Source organism: bacterium (genome assembly GCA_035945995.1).
Lineage (GTDB): Bacteria > Sysuimicrobiota > Sysuimicrobiia > Sysuimicrobiales > Segetimicrobiaceae > DASSJF01.
In genome coordinates, this window is sequence record DASYZR010000147.1 from 1 (window position 1) to 15,356 (window position 15,356).

General features: G+C 69.6%; 14 protein-coding genes, 1 tRNA gene, 1 pseudogene and 1 riboswitch. Of the genes and pseudogenes, 4 read left to right on the forward strand and 12 right to left on the reverse strand.

Annotated features, from left to right (window positions below):
• Nucleotides 1-1,398, reverse strand: a 1,398-nt coding sequence (locus VGZ23_17110; protein HEV2359313.1) for a cobyric acid synthase, incomplete at its 3' end; no start/stop codon positions are given.
• Nucleotides 1,399-1,453: 55 nt separating this feature from the next.
• On the opposite strand from VGZ23_17110, the gene VGZ23_17115 reads away from it, so the two are divergent.
• The gene (locus tag VGZ23_17115) at nt 1,454-2,002 is read left to right on the forward strand and encodes a DUF6580 family putative transport protein (protein HEV2359314.1); all 549 of its coding nucleotides are present in this window, start codon (nt 1,454-1,456) and stop codon (nt 2,000-2,002) included.
• Here the strand turns inward: VGZ23_17115 and VGZ23_17120 are convergent.
• From VGZ23_17120 to VGZ23_17160, 9 genes and pseudogenes are all read right to left on the reverse strand, one after another.
• The gene (locus tag VGZ23_17120; GenBank protein ID HEV2359315.1) at nt 1,987-2,376 is read right to left on the reverse strand and encodes an energy transducer TonB; all 390 of its coding nucleotides are present in this window, start codon (nt 2,374-2,376) and stop codon (nt 1,987-1,989) included. The genes VGZ23_17115 and VGZ23_17120 overlap by 16 nt on opposite strands.
• Before the next feature lie 552 nt (nt 2,377-2,928).
• Nucleotides 2,929-4,830: a TonB-dependent receptor gene (locus VGZ23_17125; protein HEV2359316.1), complete on the reverse strand. Its 1,902-nt coding sequence runs from the start codon at nt 4,828-4,830 to the stop codon at nt 2,929-2,931.
• 130 nt (nt 4,831-4,960) lie between these two features.
• A riboswitch (cobalamin riboswitch) is annotated at nt 4,961-5,181 on the reverse strand.
• Nucleotides 5,182-5,384: 203 nt separating this feature from the next.
• Entirely contained in the window at nt 5,385-6,095 is a 711-nt protein-coding gene (locus VGZ23_17130; protein HEV2359317.1) for an SDR family NAD(P)-dependent oxidoreductase, read from the reverse strand.
• A 173-nt stretch (nt 6,096-6,268) separates the two neighbouring features.
• Complete coding sequence (locus tag VGZ23_17135) at nt 6,269-6,880, reverse strand: hypothetical protein (GenBank protein ID HEV2359318.1); 612 nt, start codon at nt 6,878-6,880, stop codon at nt 6,269-6,271.
• 209 nt (nt 6,881-7,089) lie between these two features.
• Nucleotides 7,090-7,752, reverse strand: a complete 663-nt coding sequence (locus VGZ23_17140) for a hypothetical protein (protein HEV2359319.1) — start codon at nt 7,750-7,752, stop codon at nt 7,090-7,092.
• A gap of 135 nt (nt 7,753-7,887) precedes the next feature.
• Complete coding sequence (locus VGZ23_17145) at nt 7,888-8,436, reverse strand: hypothetical protein (protein ID HEV2359320.1); 549 nt, start codon at nt 8,434-8,436, stop codon at nt 7,888-7,890.
• 133 nt (nt 8,437-8,569) lie between these two features.
• Nucleotides 8,570-8,695: pseudogene (locus VGZ23_17150) on the reverse strand (phosphohydrolase).
• A gap of 3 nt (nt 8,696-8,698) precedes the next feature.
• On the reverse strand, nt 8,699-9,643 hold the full coding sequence (locus tag VGZ23_17155) for an aldo/keto reductase (protein ID HEV2359321.1): 945 nt from the start codon (nt 9,641-9,643) through the stop codon (nt 8,699-8,701).
• 57 nt (nt 9,644-9,700) lie between these two features.
• Nucleotides 9,701-9,792: transfer RNA gene (locus VGZ23_17160), tRNA-Ser, on the reverse strand.
• Nucleotides 9,793-9,971: 179 nt separating this feature from the next.
• Between VGZ23_17160 and VGZ23_17165 the strand changes: the two genes are divergently transcribed.
• From VGZ23_17165 to VGZ23_17175, 3 genes are all read left to right on the forward strand, one after another.
• Nucleotides 9,972-10,784, forward strand: coding sequence for an ABC transporter ATP-binding protein (locus VGZ23_17165; protein HEV2359322.1), 813 nt, complete (start codon nt 9,972-9,974; stop codon nt 10,782-10,784).
• Nucleotides 10,781-11,557, forward strand: a complete 777-nt coding sequence (locus VGZ23_17170) for an ABC transporter permease (GenBank protein ID HEV2359323.1) — start codon at nt 10,781-10,783, stop codon at nt 11,555-11,557. Before VGZ23_17165 ends, VGZ23_17170 begins: the two co-directional genes overlap by 4 nt.
• Before the next feature lie 129 nt (nt 11,558-11,686).
• The gene (locus VGZ23_17175; GenBank protein HEV2359324.1) at nt 11,687-12,721 is read left to right on the forward strand and encodes an ABC transporter substrate-binding protein; all 1,035 of its coding nucleotides are present in this window, start codon (nt 11,687-11,689) and stop codon (nt 12,719-12,721) included.
• Between the two features lie 6 nt (nt 12,722-12,727).
• Here VGZ23_17175 and VGZ23_17180 read toward each other — a convergent pair whose 3' ends face one another.
• Together VGZ23_17180 and VGZ23_17185 are read right to left on the reverse strand one after the other, a co-directional pair.
• Complete coding sequence (locus VGZ23_17180; protein ID HEV2359325.1) at nt 12,728-13,579, reverse strand: Ku protein; 852 nt, start codon at nt 13,577-13,579, stop codon at nt 12,728-12,730.
• A gap of 195 nt (nt 13,580-13,774) precedes the next feature.
• On the reverse strand, nt 13,775-15,145 hold the full coding sequence (locus VGZ23_17185) for a helix-turn-helix transcriptional regulator (GenBank protein ID HEV2359326.1): 1,371 nt from the start codon (nt 15,143-15,145) through the stop codon (nt 13,775-13,777).
• Between the last annotated feature and the right edge of the window lie 211 nt (nt 15,146-15,356).

Consider the following 15,356-nt stretch of genomic DNA (forward strand, 5'->3'; position numbering starts at 1 on the left):
GCCCCGCCCGCGGCGGACCCGCAGCCTCTCGAGCAGCGCCTCCCGGACGGCCGGGTCGGCGAGGAGCCCATGCACGACCGTGCCGCAGATCAGCCCGTCGGGCGAGGCGGCCCCGCCGGGCTCGTCGCAGCGCCGGCCGGCCCGCTCGACGATGCGCACCCACGCGGGACCCGCCGCGCTGCTGCGGCCCATGCGAATTTCGTAGCCCGGCACCTCGAGCGGCGGCCACGCGCCGAGGAGTCCGCCCCGATGCGGGAGTGCGGCGGCGAGCCGCACTCGAACGCGCGCGGTCCGCTTCGCGCGGCCGAAGGTGGTCACGATCGGCAGCCACCCGAGCCCCTCCACCGATCGCCGGGGCGATTCGACGCCGTGGGGATCGTCGATCCGCCGGCCGAGCATCTGATAGCCGCCGCAGATGCCGAGCACCGGCGTATGCTCGGAGAGGGCCCCGCGCAGGGCGTCGGCGAGACCCGACCGCCGCAATACGTCCAGGTCGGCGACCGTCGACTTGCTGCCGGGCAAGATGACGAGGTCCGGCCGGCCGAGGCGCTGTCCCGGCCGCACGTACCGGACACGCACGCCCGGCTCCTGCTCGAGGCCGTCGAATTCGTCGAAATTGGAAATGTAGGGGAGCTGCACGACGGCGATGTCGAGCCGCGGCGCGTCGTCGCGCGACCGTCCACGATCGAGCGCGACGCCGTCTTCCTCGGGCACCTGCCACGCCGGTGCGTACGGAATGACGCCGAGCACCGGGCGCCGCGTGCGCGCTTCGAGGTCGCGTAGGCCCGGACGCAGCCCCGCCGGGTCGCCCCGGAATTTGTTGATCACGAACCCGCGAACGAGCGCCCGCTCCGTGCGGTCGAGCAACGCCATCGTCCCGACGAGGGACGCGAAGACGCCGCCGCGATCGATGTCCCCGACCAGCAGCACGGGGGCGTCCGCGTACCGCGCGACGCGCATGTTGGCGACGTCGGAACGGCGCAGGTTCACCTCGGCCGGCGAGCCGGCGCCTTCGGCGATGACGAGGTCGCACCGCGCGCGCAGCGTGTCGAGCGACCGCGCGATGGCCCGCCACAGCGCCGGCCGCGGCGGCGGAGACGGCGCGGCCCGCCCGAGCACCACCACCTGCGTGCGCCCCGCCGGCGCCGGCTTGACGAGCACCGGGTTCATCTCCACGGCCGGCTCGATCCCCGCCGCGCGCGCCTGCACCGCCTGGGCCACCCCGATCTCGCCGCCGCCGGGCGTGACCGCGGCGTTGAGCGAGATGTTCTGCGCCTTGAACGGCGCGACGCGAAGCCCGTCCCGGGCGAACACGCGGCACAGCGCGGCCACGACCGTGCTCTTGCCGGCGTGCGACGCCGTGCCCTGGATCATCAGTACGCGCGCGCGGTGCGTCATCGCGGCAGAGGATTCACGTCCCGCATGACAGAACCCCCCAGCCGGTGAGAACCCGATGAGATCGAGGTCCGCACGTCAGCAGCCCGTGTGGCTCGGCACCCTCCCGTACGCGCTCGTCGCGGCGGCGACCGTGCTCCGGCTCGCGCCCCACGCACCCAACTTTCAGCCGTTCGGGGCGCTTGCCCTCTTCGCCGGGGCGATTCTGCCGCGCCCGTGGACGTTCGTCGTGCCGCTCGGGGCGCTCGCGCTGTCCGACGCCGTGCTGGGCTTCTACGGCATCGGTATGCTCTGGGTCTACGGAAGTTACGCGCTGATCGCCGCCCTGGGCGGCCTCGCCCTGCGCCGCCGCTCGCCCATCACCGTCGCCGCGATGGCGCTCGCCGCATCGGTCCTGTTTTACGTCGTCACCAATTTCGGCGAATGGACCGGCCCGCTGTATCCGCACACCGCCGCGGGGCTGATCGCGTCGTTTGCCGCGGCCGTCCCGTTCTTCCGCAACACGGTGCTGAGCGATCTCGCCTATTCGCTTGCGCTGTTCGGCATTTACGACGCCGCCCGCCGGACCGAACAGCGCCGGGCCGAGGCGCCTCAGCGCACGACGTAACGAATCCTGAGCGTAACGTAGGCATCGATCGCGACGCCGTCGCGGGTCGCCGGCGCAAACCGCCAGCGGCGGACCGCGTCTGCCGCGGCCCGGTCGAGGGCGCTCGACCCTGAGGAGACGGCGACCTCCACGCTCCGCACATCCCCGGCCGACAGAATCAACGCCCTGAGGGTAACGGTCCCCTCGCGGCCGTCGACGACGGCCGCGGCGCCGAGATCCTGGCGCCGGACGGTCAGCTGGAACGCATCGCCCGGATAGACCAATCCCGGCGTCGCGACGACCCGGGGCGGCGTCATGACGGGCGGCAACGTGGCAGACGCGGCGGGCGGCACCGGGGGACCGGACGCGGCGCCGGCCGCCCGAGATGGCGCCACGGACGATTGCGCTCCTGACGTATCGCCCGCACCGGATATCCCGGAGGGAGCGCCTCCGGCCGCAACGCCCGTGCCGGCACCTGCGCCGCCGGCGGCCGTCGGGGTGGATGCCGTGACGGCGTCTGTCCCCGCATCCGAGGGGGCGGCCGGCCCGGGGCTCGACGCCGGCGATCGTACTTCCCGATCCGGATGTGGCCGCGCCGGGCTCGGGGCAACCGCCGAGGCACGGGGATGCGGACGGGACGGCGGAACGAGGACGCGCATCTCCGGCTGCCGCGGCGCCACCGCCGCCCCCGCGGTCTCGCGGCGTTGTGCTCTGCCACGTCCCGCTCGAACAGGCGTCCCCGAGCCGGCCACGGGTGCCGTCACATCTCCCTCCTCCGCGGCCGTGGGACCGGACGCGGTCGAGCGGCCGGGCGCCGGTAGACGCGCAGTACTCTGCGATGCCGGCGGCACTTGAGGACGCGGCCCCAAGAGCCAGGAGGCGGCGGCGGTCGCAAGGGCCGCCGACGTCAGGATCACTGCGACGTGCGCGCGCATCGTGAGCACGGCTCAGAACGACTTGTCCAGCATCACGAAGACTCTCCGCCCCGGTTCGGGGAAGCCCTGTGTATCCTGATACCGCACGTCGAACGCATTGGCCACGCCGGCCTGCGCTCGAAACCCGCCCGGGAGCGGCCACGTCACGATCAGGGAAGTGAGCCAGTACCCGGGCAGCACCGTCGTATTGGCCGCGTCCGCGAACATATCCCCCGCGTATCCGACGGTGAGACCGACCGTGGCGCCTGGCTTCACCCGGTAGACGATCTCGAGATTGCCCGTGGTCCGCGGGACGTAGATGAGATCGAGATCCGTCGCGGCGTCGCGCGCGCGCTGCGCCGTGTAATTGGCGCGGACGAACCACCGCGGCGAGACCCGGCCGAGGAGCTCCACCGAGCCGCCCGACACGATCGCGTGGCCGACGTTGACCGGGATGAACAGCGGCGGCGCCGAGGTGATCAGGTTCGTCGCGTCCTTGTAGAACCCCCCGACCTGGAGCGTCAGGCCCGACGCCAGCGCGTACTCCAGGCCGGCGTCGTACGACCACGCCGTCTCCGCCTGCAGGTTGGGGTTCCCGAAGAGACCGGGCGCCAGTTCGTCAAACGTCGGCGCGCGGTACGTGCGCCCCGCGGCCGCGCGAAACAGGAGGCGGTCGTTGAGGACGACGACCACGCCGCCCCGCGGATTGATCTGCGTGGCATAGTTGTTCGGCTGGTTGCCGAGCAGGGTGAAGGTGTCTTGACGCGCGCCGAGCGACACGAGCATCGCAGGCGCAGCCCGCCAATCGTATTGCACATAGAGTCCGAGGTCACTCCCCTGGTTGGGGAACACCACGCCGGTGTTGTCGGTGTGGAAGATCGTCTCGTTCTCGTAATCCGCGCCGAGCGTGAGCAGACTGCCGCCGCCGGCGTCGAAGACCGCCTGGGCCTGGGCGCCCCAGAAGTCGGCGATGTCGTCGGACTGAAACGCGAGCCCGGGGCTGAGAAAGTTGAGGTCGTCGTAGACATGATACACGCGCAGCAGCGCACCGGGGCCGTCCGCGCGCCCGCGACGCCACGTGGCGTCGAGGAGAGTGCGGCCCTCCCAGAGGCGCGATAGCACGTCCTGAAACGGCAGCGGGCCCGGGGTGCCGGTCAGGTGGTAGAGCCGGTCGGCAGTGATCGTCAGGCTGCCGTCGCCGCCCGTCGCCCACCGGAGCTTGCCCATCACGGTGGAGTTGCTGTAATCGGTGTCCGGCGCGAATCCCGTGCTGCCGGTCTGAATCCCCTGGACCAGGTAGGTCGCCGTCCCGCTCCGCCCGCCGATCGACAGCACGTTGCTGGTCTCGCCGTAGGAGCCGGCACGCGCGGAGGCCGAGGACCGCGCCTCGGACCGCGTGACGATGTTCACGACGCCGCCGATCGTGGCGCTGCCGTAGATGGCCGAGAAGGGTCCGCGCAGCACCTCGATGTGGTCCACCTGCTGAATCGGCAGCGTGCTCAGGTCAACGCTCGCCTGGTCCGGCCGGTTGAGGGGCACGCCGTCGAGCAGCACGAGTGTCTGCGTCGACGAAGAGCCGCGGATGCTCATGGTCGTGAGCCCACCCGGCCCGCCGCTCGTCCGCACGCGGACCTCGGGCAGGACGCGCAGGGCGTCCGCGACGGTGAGCGCGCCCATCGCCGCGATCTCCTCGGCCGTGATGATACTGATCGACGCGGGCGTCGTGGCGGGCAGCTGCGGGCGCCGGCCGGCGACCTCCACCTCCGGCAGCTCGAAGGTCGGCGGCGTGGACGAAGGCGGAGCGGACTGGGCCCAGACGGAGAGACGCGGCTGCGGAGACAGCACCAGGAACAGGAAGCCGTATCCGAGGGCACACCACCAACGCCGCGGGTTGGGGCGCCGGCCGCGGCGGTGTGCGCGGAACAGGAGATCCATGGACGTCCTCCGTTTCCGGCGCCACGCCTCCCGGCCGCGCCGGGAGCAGACCAAAAAAGAAATCCCCGGAGCGGGCACGGGGACCATGACGGCATGACGCCGTGGCGTACTGGCCTTTCAGCCGAAGGTCACCGTACGCGCCCGGACGGGCAGGTCTCCTGGCTCCGGATCCTCGCCGCCCCGCGCCTTCCCGGTTACCCAGTGGCGTTCGCGGAGCGACTCCCCGTTACAGTGGCGGGACCGCGCCGGCTTTGCGGCCGAGCGGCGTCCTGTCGACAGTCCGCCGGCCGCGCACCGGACTTCCCTCTTCTCCCTCGGCGAACCGAGGGCACCCGTCCAGTACGATATGCAATTGTCGAACGGTGCGTTCGCGCTCATCCCGGCGAATCCTGCCGCCCGCGCCCGCGCGGAGCGCACCCGGTGGCGGCCCGCGTCGGGCGGAACCTCAACCGAGGCGCTCCCTCCGGCCCGTCGCGACAGGCGTGTCTGGTCTCTCACCCTGATCGACGAACGGGCCCCCGGCGAATTCGACAGGGCGGGCCCCGGGGGCGCGACTAGTGCCTGGGCACCCGCAGCGGCGAGACAAATGCTTCCCGGATCCACACATTGGGCCCGCTCGCGAGGATCGCGCGCACGACGCGGGCGACGTCCTCCGGGCGCAGCGCCCAGTCCCGGACGGCCGCGCCCGGCGAAAAGGTAGTCTGTACGGAGCCCGGCTCGACGACGCTGACTTTCACGCCGCTGTTGCGCACCTCGAGCCCCACCGCCTCGGTGAACCCGATCACGCCGAACTTGGAGGCGGAGTACGCCGCGCCGCCGGCCATGCCCATGCGTCCGGCCCCGGAGGCGATGTTGACGATGTGGCCCCGGCCCTGGCGGAGCATGACCGGCAGGGCCGCTTTCGTGAAGAGAAAGACACCCGTCAGGTTCACGTCCATGAGCCGGCGCCAGTCGCCGAGCGGCATCTCATGGATCGGGCCGGACCAGCCGATCCCCGCATTGTTGACGACCGCGTCGAGACGGCCGCCCCACTCCTGGGCGCGCGCGATCGCCGCGGCGGCGGTGGCTTCGTCCGTCACGTCCCCCGCGACCACCGTCGCGCGGTCCTCCCCGATGTCCTCGGCGGCGCGCGTCAGATCCGCGTGGGTCCGCGCGACGAGGACGAGCCGCGCGCCCGCGCCGGCCAGCTCTTTCCCCACGGCGCGGCCGATCCCGCGGCCCGCGCCGGTGACGATGACGACCTGCCCCGCCAGTTCCCCATTCATGTCGCGCACCTCCGGCCGCACGGCCGAGTCCGTCGAAGCCAATGCCCTGTCAGTGTACGCCACCCAAGGGTGGGAGGGGAACAGCGAGACGCCGGCTCGGCCCTGCTCGGGCCGGCCGGCGTCTCACGGGATGTGCGGTTGGTGCGCCGCGCGCCGCAGCGGGCGTGCGGAGGTTACTTGTTCTTCGCCGGGACGACCTCGGTGGTGGACGCCTCGGCCAGGTTCGGCTTCAATGTCGCGATCGCGTGCTGCAGCAGCGGCATCGTGGCGTCAATCTTCGCCTGCGTATTTTCCGTGGTTCCGACCGCCATGAAGACGCGGCCGCCATGCGTGACGCACGCCTGCACGCTTTGGCGCTGTTCGCCGTTGCCGGACTTCCAGTTGTAGACGCGGCTGTACCCCGGCTCCCCGCCGATGGACACGGGGCCTTCCTTCACGGTCGTCCAACTGTGGATCGCGAAGCGCAGAACCATGTCGGACTCATGCACGCAGTCTTGCGCGCTCAGGGCGTGCGGCATGTCGTACACGATCACGTCCAGGCTGTCGGGAAGCGTCGTCTTCGGCGCGGGCGACTTCGCCTCGACGCTCGGATTCTTGGCCTGCGTTTGGACGTTCCACGTTGCCGGAACGGCAATCGTGAATCGATTCTGCGGATCCCGCACGGCTCGGAGGTTCAGGCTCTGAGCCGTCGCCGGTCCCACGCCGGCGAGGATGGCGATCGTGGCGACGGCCGCCAGCGACGCTCCGACGGTTTGTGCGGCACTGCGTCCAGTACGTATCTGCACGGGAGTCACCTCCGTGATGCCGTCCTCCGCGCACCGGAGAGCGCCGGGGCGCAGACCGACGGCTACAGATATGTGTTTTTCCCGCCCGGGCTGGACTTCGTAACACCCACGTCCGATCCTGCCTGTGAAGACGGTCTTCACAAGTACCATGAGGCTTGATTCGGCATTCCTCGACGAGTCGCCGCCGCCCGAGGCGGAGAAACAGCCTTTTACCTCAGTTGGCCGCCTTCGCGTTCAGGCAGGCCGCCGGCCGCCGTACACTGCATCGCGCTGCCCACATTGATCGCGAATCCAAACAGCGACACATACATGGGCACCATGGCACAGTACTGACCGGCGGGATAGATGGTCACGCCCTGCACGATGTTGCCGGCGGCGGGAAGGGCCAGCAGCATCCCCTGCGTGTTGTACACCCAGTACTGTTGTCCGTTGATGGCGACCCTCGACGACGGGGCACCGTACGTCTGCAGGACGGTGCCGACCGGAAGGTTGTAGCTCGCGGTCACCAGTGTGCCGCAATTCGTCTGAACCGGCACCGCGGCGCCCTGAGGCAGGGTGAGCGCGACGACCGCGTCGTTCCGCGCGAGCACGTTGAGGCCGGCGTAGACGAGCCGCGTCCACAAGTTGCCTTGAAACGTACGGCGCTGCACCGCGCGGGGCTGGCCGAACCAGCGCTGCACCACGGCCATGGGCGCGCCGACGTTCACCGGGCCGAGACTGTACCCCGGCACGAAGACCGGCCCGGGTTGACACGCCGCACCCGAATGGTCCCCTTCGTGGTCGTCGCCGATCGCCGACGCCGGTCCCGCGCCGCCCGTCCAGAGCGCCGCGCTCAACGCCAGGATCGCCGCCGCCACCGCTACACGCCGCACGTTACGCCCTCCCCGGACCGCGATGCTTCGCTCGTCGCGGTCGTATCACTCGCGCATCGAAATGGTACGTCGAATGAACCGTATCCTTAATGAACGCAGAGCACCGCACGAACGTTCCAGCGGCGGAAGGTCAGATCAAAAGCGAAAACCCTCTTGAAGCACCCAAACCTTCGTGGCAAAGAAAATCCGTATCATTTGAACGTGGTCGTCAGGCTTCACAACGAAGACGAGGTGATTTCCGTCGGTCCCCTTTGTTGTGGTGACTGTATCCTTGACGCGTATGGTCAACCCGGAACGATTGATCCACTTCGGAAGATCGCGGCGGCCCCATTTGTTCACCACCGACTTCGTCCGCCGCCCTGTAGGATCCGCCAGACTGACTTTGCAGTACAGCCTCCCCCGGTACGGATGCTTGGTAGCCCTCATGAATGCGATGGACTTCCGGTCCATCGCGGCCCAGGTCCGTCTCGGTGGCACGTCACGCGGCCGCACGATCACGGGTGTCAAGCCGTCTTTCGGTACCTGAACGATGAATGTCCAGGAGTTGAGGCGGTCAAAATTCCTGTCCAACACCCCATAAATGAATTCGTGCCCAGTAACGCTTTTGCGCAGCCAATCCCAGCCTGCCCGCCGGTCTTCCGCAAAGCCCACCTCGACGCGCGCCGATTGGTACCTCCTCGTCATGGGGTTCCTCCTCTCGGAACCACCTCTTCAAACCTGACGACGCTCAAGCCGTCCCATGGCGCGGACGCATCGGCTCAGTTCGGCGGCCATGGCGCCCGGGCGTCGCCGTTCGAAGCAGCGGGCGACCGCCCGATAGTACCAGACTGGCGACGCCGAGAAGGTGGGCGACGTACGGCACTCTCGTGCCCTTGCGGGGCCGCCGCGCGTGCCAGCGTGTGGCACAGCGCAGCGCCTCCTCAAATTTTCGCTGGTTCGTCAATGGTTACGCGCTCGCCTGATTGAGGCGCGCGATCGATGCCGGAGACAGCGTCACTCGGGTCGCCGCGATCAACTCCTCCAACTGCTCCACGCTGGTGGCGCTGGCAATCGGCGCCGTCACGCCCGGACGGGCGAGCAGCCACGCCAACGCGACCGCGGCGGGCGTGGACCGCTGCTCCTTCGCGACCTCGTCGAGCGCGGCGAGGATGGCGAAGCCGCGCTCATTGTAGAACCTGCGCTTCACTCCCTGGCCGCGGGCGCTCTTCGCAATGTCGGCGTCCGTCCGGTATTTGCCCGTGAGAAACCCACTGCCCAAGGAGGAATACCCGATCACGCCGATGCCGTTGGCACGGCAGATCGGCTCGAGGGCGGTCTCGTATCCCGCACGGTCGTAGAGATTGTACAGCGGCTGCAGGCTATCGTACCTCGGAAGCCCCTGCCGGCGGCTGACTTCGAGGGCCTCGTCGAGCCGTTCCGCGCTGTAGTTGGACGCACCGATCGCACGGATCTTGCCCTCGGCGATCAGGTCCGCGTACGTGCCCAACGTCTCCGCGAGCGGGACCGTCGCGTCGTCGACGTGAGATTGGTACAGATCGATGTAGTCGGTCTGGAGGCGCGCGAGCGAGGCCTCCGCCGCGCGAACGATGTGGGCGCGTGAGAGGCCCTTACCCTGTGCGCCCATGTCGGCGCCCACCTTGGTACCGATGACGATCGCGCCCCGATTCCGCCGCTGCTTCATCCAGCGACCCACGATGGTCTCGGACTCGCCGCCCTGGTGACCCGCCGCCCACCTCGAGTACACGTCCGCGGTATCGATGAAATTCATCCCCGCCTCGACAAAGGCATCGAGCACCTTGAACGAGGCCTGTTCGTCCGCCGTCCAACCGAAGACGTTGCCCCCGAGGCACAGCGGAGAAACCTCGAGGCCGGACCTGCCCAGCAGAGGCATCGGCACGCCCTTCCCTTCTGTTGACGTTTTGTCGACGTTGGTGACGCGTCGGATGTGTGGCGGAGGGGGGGAGATTTGAACTCCCGATACCCGTGAGGGTATAGCGGTTTTCGAGACCGCCCGATTCAGCCAGGCTCTCGCACCCCTCCGCAGGCCTCGTCCATTTTACCACGCGCGCCTGCGGCCGCCGCCCCGGAGGATTTGGTTTCCGGGGGCGCGTATACGCGGCAGAGTGAACGAGAGGATCGAGACCGGCGGCCGGGCCACGCGGACGCCGCTCGACGGCTCCGCCGGGGGTGACGACGCGAACGCGATCGAGTTCGCCGGCGTGACGCGGCAATTCACGGTGCCCCGCGGCGGCGCGTACGTGGCGATCGAGGCGGCCTCGTTTTCCGTCGCTCCCGGGGAATTCGTCGCCATCGTCGGACCCACGGGCGGCGGCAAGTCGACCCTGCTCAACCTGGCGGCCGGCCTGCTCCGTCCCACCACCGGGACGGTCTTCACGTTCGGCCGGCGGGTCGACGGCATCAACCGGCGGGCAGCCTACCTCTTTCAGCAGGATGTGCTGCTCCCGTGGAAGACCGCGCTCGACAACGTTATCCTCGGCCCGCTCCTGCGGCGGCAGCCCCGGGACGAGGCGGAGACCCTGGCCCGCCGGTGGCTGGCGCGCGTGGGGCTCGCGGGTTTCGACAACCGGTATCCTCACCAGCTGTCCGGCGGCATGCGCAAGCGCGTCGCCCTCGCGCAGAGCCTCATCGTCGGCCCGGAGATTCTGCTGATGGACGAGCCGTTCTCGGCCCTCGACGTGCAGACGCGCGCCCTCATGGAGAACGACCTCCTCAGGATCTGGCAGGACGACCGGAAGACGGTGCTGTTCGTTACCCACGATCTCGAGGAGGCGATCGCGCTGGCCGACCGCGTGCTGGTGCTCTCCGCCGGCCCCGGGGCCCGGATCATCGGCGCGCACCCGGTGGCGCTCGCCCGGCCGCGGGACGTCACCGAGGTCCGGCTCGATCCGGCCTTCCAGGACGTGTACCGCGCCGTGTGGGGACAACTGCGGGGCGAGGTACTGCGCGCCTACGCGGACGCGATTCCCTCTCAGGCGGGCGGGCCGAGCGCGGCGGCCGGTCGGGCGACATGACGGGGGCCGGACGCCTGCTGCCCTACCAGGTCGGCGTCCTGTTCGCCGCGTTGATTGCGTGGCAGCTCACGACGCAGCACCGGTGGGTGGACCCGTTCTTCTTCAGCCAGCCGTCCGCCATCGCCCGGCGCGTCGGCGAGTGGTTCGGGAGCGGATTCATCTACCGGCACTTGTGGACGACGGCCGTGGAGACGGTCCTGGCGTTCCTCATCGGGGCCGGGCTCGGCGTGGCGGTCGGGTTCTGGTTCGCGAGGCATCCCACGCTGTCCGGCATCTTCGATCCCTATCTCAAGATCGCCAACGCGCTGCCCCGCGTCGTCCTCGCGCCGATCTTCACCCTCTGGTTCGGCCTCGGCGTGCTCTCCAAGGTCGCGTTCGGCGTCACGCTCGTGTTCTTCATCGTGTTCTTCAACACGTACCAGGGCGTCCGCGAGGTCGATACCAATCTGCTGAACAACGTCCGCATGCTGGGCGCGAGCGAGCGCGATCTGGTGCGGCACGTGCTGCTGCCGTCCGCGCTCGTCTGGATCCTGAGCAGCCTGCACACCAGCGTGGGCTTGGCCCTCGTCGGCGCGGTGGTCGGCGAATACCTCGGCGCCGGACGGGGCCTCGGGTACGTCATCGCGCAGTCGGAAGGCACGTTCGACACGACCGGCGTCTTTGCGGGGATGGCTGTGCTCGCCGCGTTCACGCTCCTGATCGACCTGATCGTCACCGGCATCGAGCGCCGGCTGCTGGCGTGGAAGCCGCACGCCGCGGGCGAGCGGCCGTAGCGGGCAGGAGCGCGCGCACCGCCGAACGTACTGTTCGTATCCAGCAGCGGAGAATCAGGATCGAGTGTCGATGCGACGCGCGGCCGCCGACGATGCTGCGAGGCCCACGACGCGAATGGAGGTGCCCCGATGCGCAAGGCACTCGTCGCCGCCCTGGTGCTCGGACTGCTGGTCGTGCTCGCGGCCGGGCCGGGCGGCGCGCAGGTCGAGAAGTCCAGGCTCACGCTCGCGGTGGGCGGGCAGCCGCTGTACATCTACCTCCCGGTGACGCTCGCATCGCAGCTCGGCTACTTCAAGGACGCCGGCGTCGACGTCGACATCGTCGATCTTGCCGGCGGCGCCAAGGCGCTCGAGGCGCTGCTCGGCGGCAGCGCCGACGTCGTCTGCGGATTCATCGACCACACCATCGAGATGCAGGCGCAGGGCAAGTCGATCCGCATGTTCGCCCTCTACGACCGCTACCCGGGGCTCGTGCTCGCCGTGACGAAGGCCGGGCAGACGCGCGGCATCAAGTCGGCCGCGGATCTGCGCGGCGCGAAGATCGGCATCACGGCTCCCGGGAGCAGCACGCAGTTCTTCGCCCAGTACCTGCTGTCGAAGAACGGCATCCCGGTCGACCAGGAATCCTACATCGGCATCGGCACCGCGGCCACCGCGGTCGCCGCCGCGCGCCGCGGCGCGGTGGACGCCCTCGTCAACGTCGATCCCACGATCACCATTCTCACGAAGAGCGGGGACGCAACGGTGCTCGCCGACACCCGCACGACGCTCGGCACGCTGCGCGTCTTCGGCGGGCCGTATCCCGCCGGCGGCCTCTATGCGACGCCGGCGTTTCTCGACCGGAATCCCAGGACGGCGCAGGCGCTCGCGACCGCGTCCGTGCGCGCCCTGCACTGGATCAAGACCCACTCCGCGGCCGAGATCGCGGACCGCATGCCGGCGCAGTTCTATCAGTCGGACAAAGCGCTCTACGTGACCTCGCTGGGGGAGAATCTGCAGATGTTCTCACCGGACGGCCGGGTGACGCTCACCGGCGTGCAGACGATCGCCAAGGTGCTCTCGCAATTCGACCGCACCGTGGTCGCCAACGCCACGCGGATCAATCCGAGCCTCGCGTTCACGAACCAGTTCGTCGACCAGGCGCACAAGACGCTGGGATTCTAAGACGGCCTAGCGCGGCCGTTCGTGCATGCCCCCCGCGGCGGCGCGCCGCTGTCCGCCGGCGGCGCGCGACGGCCTCGAGCCGGCCGGCCGCTGCTGCGCCATCTCCACGCTGCGCCGCAGCGCCTCCATGAGATCGACGACCTTGCCCGGGGCTTTGGCCTTGACCTCGGGAACCGCTTCGCCCTTGCCCTTCGCCTCGATCAGGGCGAGCACGGCCTGCCGGTATTCGTCCTTGAACTCCTCCGGATGGAACTCGATCGCCAGGCTGTCGATGAGCTGGCCGGCCATCTTGCGCTCGTTGGGATGGACCTTCACGTCGGCCGGCACCTCGTCGATCGCGGAGACGGCGCGCACCTCGTCGGCATAGTAAAGCGTCGACATCACCATCGCGGCCTGGTGCGGGCGCAGCGACACGAGATGCTCCTTCTCGCGCATGACGACCTTGCCGATCGCGACGCGGTTGGCCTGATTGAGCGCCTCCTGGAGCAGGACAAACGCCTTGGCGCCGCCCTCGTCGGGGACGACGTAGTAGGACCGCTCGTAGTAGACGGGGTCGATTTCCTGCAGTTCGACAAACCCCGCGATGTTGACGTTGCCGCTCGTGTCGATCGGAATCGCGTCCAGCTCCTCGTCGGTCACGGTGACGAAGCGGCCCTTGCTGACCTCATAGCCGCGGACGACGTCGCTCCACTCGATCACGGTCTCGTGGTGCGGGCAGTAGCGCTGGTTCTTGATCGGCGTGAGGCAGGTGCTGTGGAGCAGGCGGAAGCGGACGTCCTTTTCCTCCGTGGCAGTATAGAGCTTCACGGGGATTGTCACCAGGCCGAAGCTCACGTAGCCGCGCCAGACCGGTCGCACACGCATCCTCCCAAATTCCGTCTGCGTTGCCCGAATGACCGCGGGCGCCCGCGAAGGGGGTACCGAGGATTGTATACCGCGACCGCGATGGCACGCAAACGGCCCGCCCGAACACCCGTTCGCCATCGGCCGCTCGGCGGGCTGATACGCGACTACGCCGCTACGCGACCGGCCCGCCGGGACGTCCGCTCCGCGCTACGCTCCGTTCGAGCGGTGCCGCCCCCGCCCCGCGGCACCGGCGGAGTGCACCGCCGCGACGATGTCCGGCGCCTTCACGGCCTGCAGCAACCTGAAGGCGCGCTCGTGGTACGCGGTCGCTTCCTTGTAGCGGCCCGCGAGCCCGGCCACGTTGGCGAGTTCCTTGTAGATCGTCACCAAGTCCACGGTCAAATCGGCGTCTTCGCAGTGCCGTGCCGCGGCGGACAGTGCGCGCTGCGCCGCTTTCAGGTCGCCGGCCGCCGCGGCCAGCGAGCCGAGCACGGCCTGCGCGCGCGCTTCCTCGTCGCGAAGGCCCGCCTCGCGGCTCCGAGCCACGGCGCGCTCGGCGAGCTCCGCGGCCCGAGCCGGCTCTCCGCGGGCATCGACGCATCGCGCAAGCTCGGTGAGCGTCCGGCACTCTCCCGCGACGTCACCGACGCGTTGCTTGACGGCCAGACTGGCATCGAAGTGCGCCGCGGCGTCGGCCGGACGCCCCATCTGCATCAACAACGCGCCGGCGTGATCACGCACGGACGACAGGTTGCGAAGATCCGCGTACTGCTCGAACAGCCCCTGGGCCCGCTCGAACTGGAGCATGGCGCCGTCGTAATCGCCGTCCTTCACGAGCACGCTGCCGAGCCCGTACAGGGCTTCGCCGACGCGGTCGGGCCGGGTGGCTTCTTCGAAGATCGTTCTCGCTTCAGCGAACGCCTCCGCCGCCTCGTCGAGACGCCCCATGCGGACGAGCGCCGCCCCCAGCCGGAGATGAATCTCACCGCGGAGCGACGGCTCGGCGCCGTCGAGCTGCGCCGCGACGTCCAACGCGGCCCGATAAAGCGACACCGCCCGTCCACTGTGCCCGCCGGCGAATTCGATGTCCGCGAGGCAGCGGCACGCGCGGCATTCGACGAACCTGGCGCCGACGCTGCGCGACCGATCGCACGCGTCCTGGAGGCGGCTCCGCGCCTCGTCGAGGCGAGCGAGCCCGAGCAGCGCTTCGCCTTCACCGAGCCCGGCGTGCAGCTCCGCGAGGGCGTCGCGCGGGCCGGCGGCAACCCGCCGCATCTCTTCGAAGGTCGCCAGCGCGGCGTCGAAGCGCCGGTGCGTCAACTCGGCGCGGCCCCGGCTGCGCAGCACGTCGAGGAACCTGGCGGAGATCACCGTCTCGCCGCCGTCGAGAAAGTACGAGACGGGACGGCCGAGCCGCGCCGCGATGCGCTCCAGCGACGCCACCGACGGTTTCGCACGGTCGTGCTCGAGGAGACTGATAAAGCCCTTGGTAAAGTCGGGGCGGCCGAGCGCCTCCTGGGTCAGGCCAACGGCGAGCCGGGCTTCCTTCAACCGTTGACCGAACGTCGGCTTAGGCACGCTGCGTGTCCCGCCTTTGAGAAATGGTGGTGGTCCTGGAGGCGTCGGGACCTCCTGCGGCGACCACGTCAAGCCCGCGGCCCGCGATGATAGGCCGTTAGTTTAACAGTGCTCAATAGATTTCCTTGTGCCGTTCGAACCGCTTCACTACGGGCGTCCGACGTCGAGGGGGATCACAAACAATGGATACCGCTGAAATACGGCCGCTGTC

Bases quoted from the DNA above. Each gene is read 5' to 3' on its own strand.
- VGZ23_17175 (HEV2359324.1), top strand. From the start codon at position 11,687: ATGCGCAAGGCACTCGTCGCCGCCCTGGTGCTCGGACTGCTGGTCGTG.
- VGZ23_17130 (HEV2359317.1), bottom strand. From the start codon at position 6,095: ATGAATGGGGAACTGGCGGGGCAGGTCGTCATCGTCACCGGCGCGGGC.
- VGZ23_17145 (HEV2359320.1), bottom strand. From the start codon at position 8,436: ATGACGAGGAGGTACCAATCGGCGCGCGTCGAGGTGGGCTTTGCGGAA.
- VGZ23_17115 (HEV2359314.1), top strand. From the start codon at position 1,454: ATGAGATCGAGGTCCGCACGTCAGCAGCCCGTGTGGCTCGGCACCCTC.
- VGZ23_17155 (HEV2359321.1), bottom strand. From the start codon at position 9,643: ATGCCTCTGCTGGGCAGGTCCGGCCTCGAGGTTTCTCCGCTGTGCCTC.
- VGZ23_17170 (HEV2359323.1), top strand. From the start codon at position 10,781: ATGACGGGGGCCGGACGCCTGCTGCCCTACCAGGTCGGCGTCCTGTTC.
- VGZ23_17125 (HEV2359316.1), bottom strand. From the start codon at position 4,830: ATGGATCTCCTGTTCCGCGCACACCGCCGCGGCCGGCGCCCCAACCCG.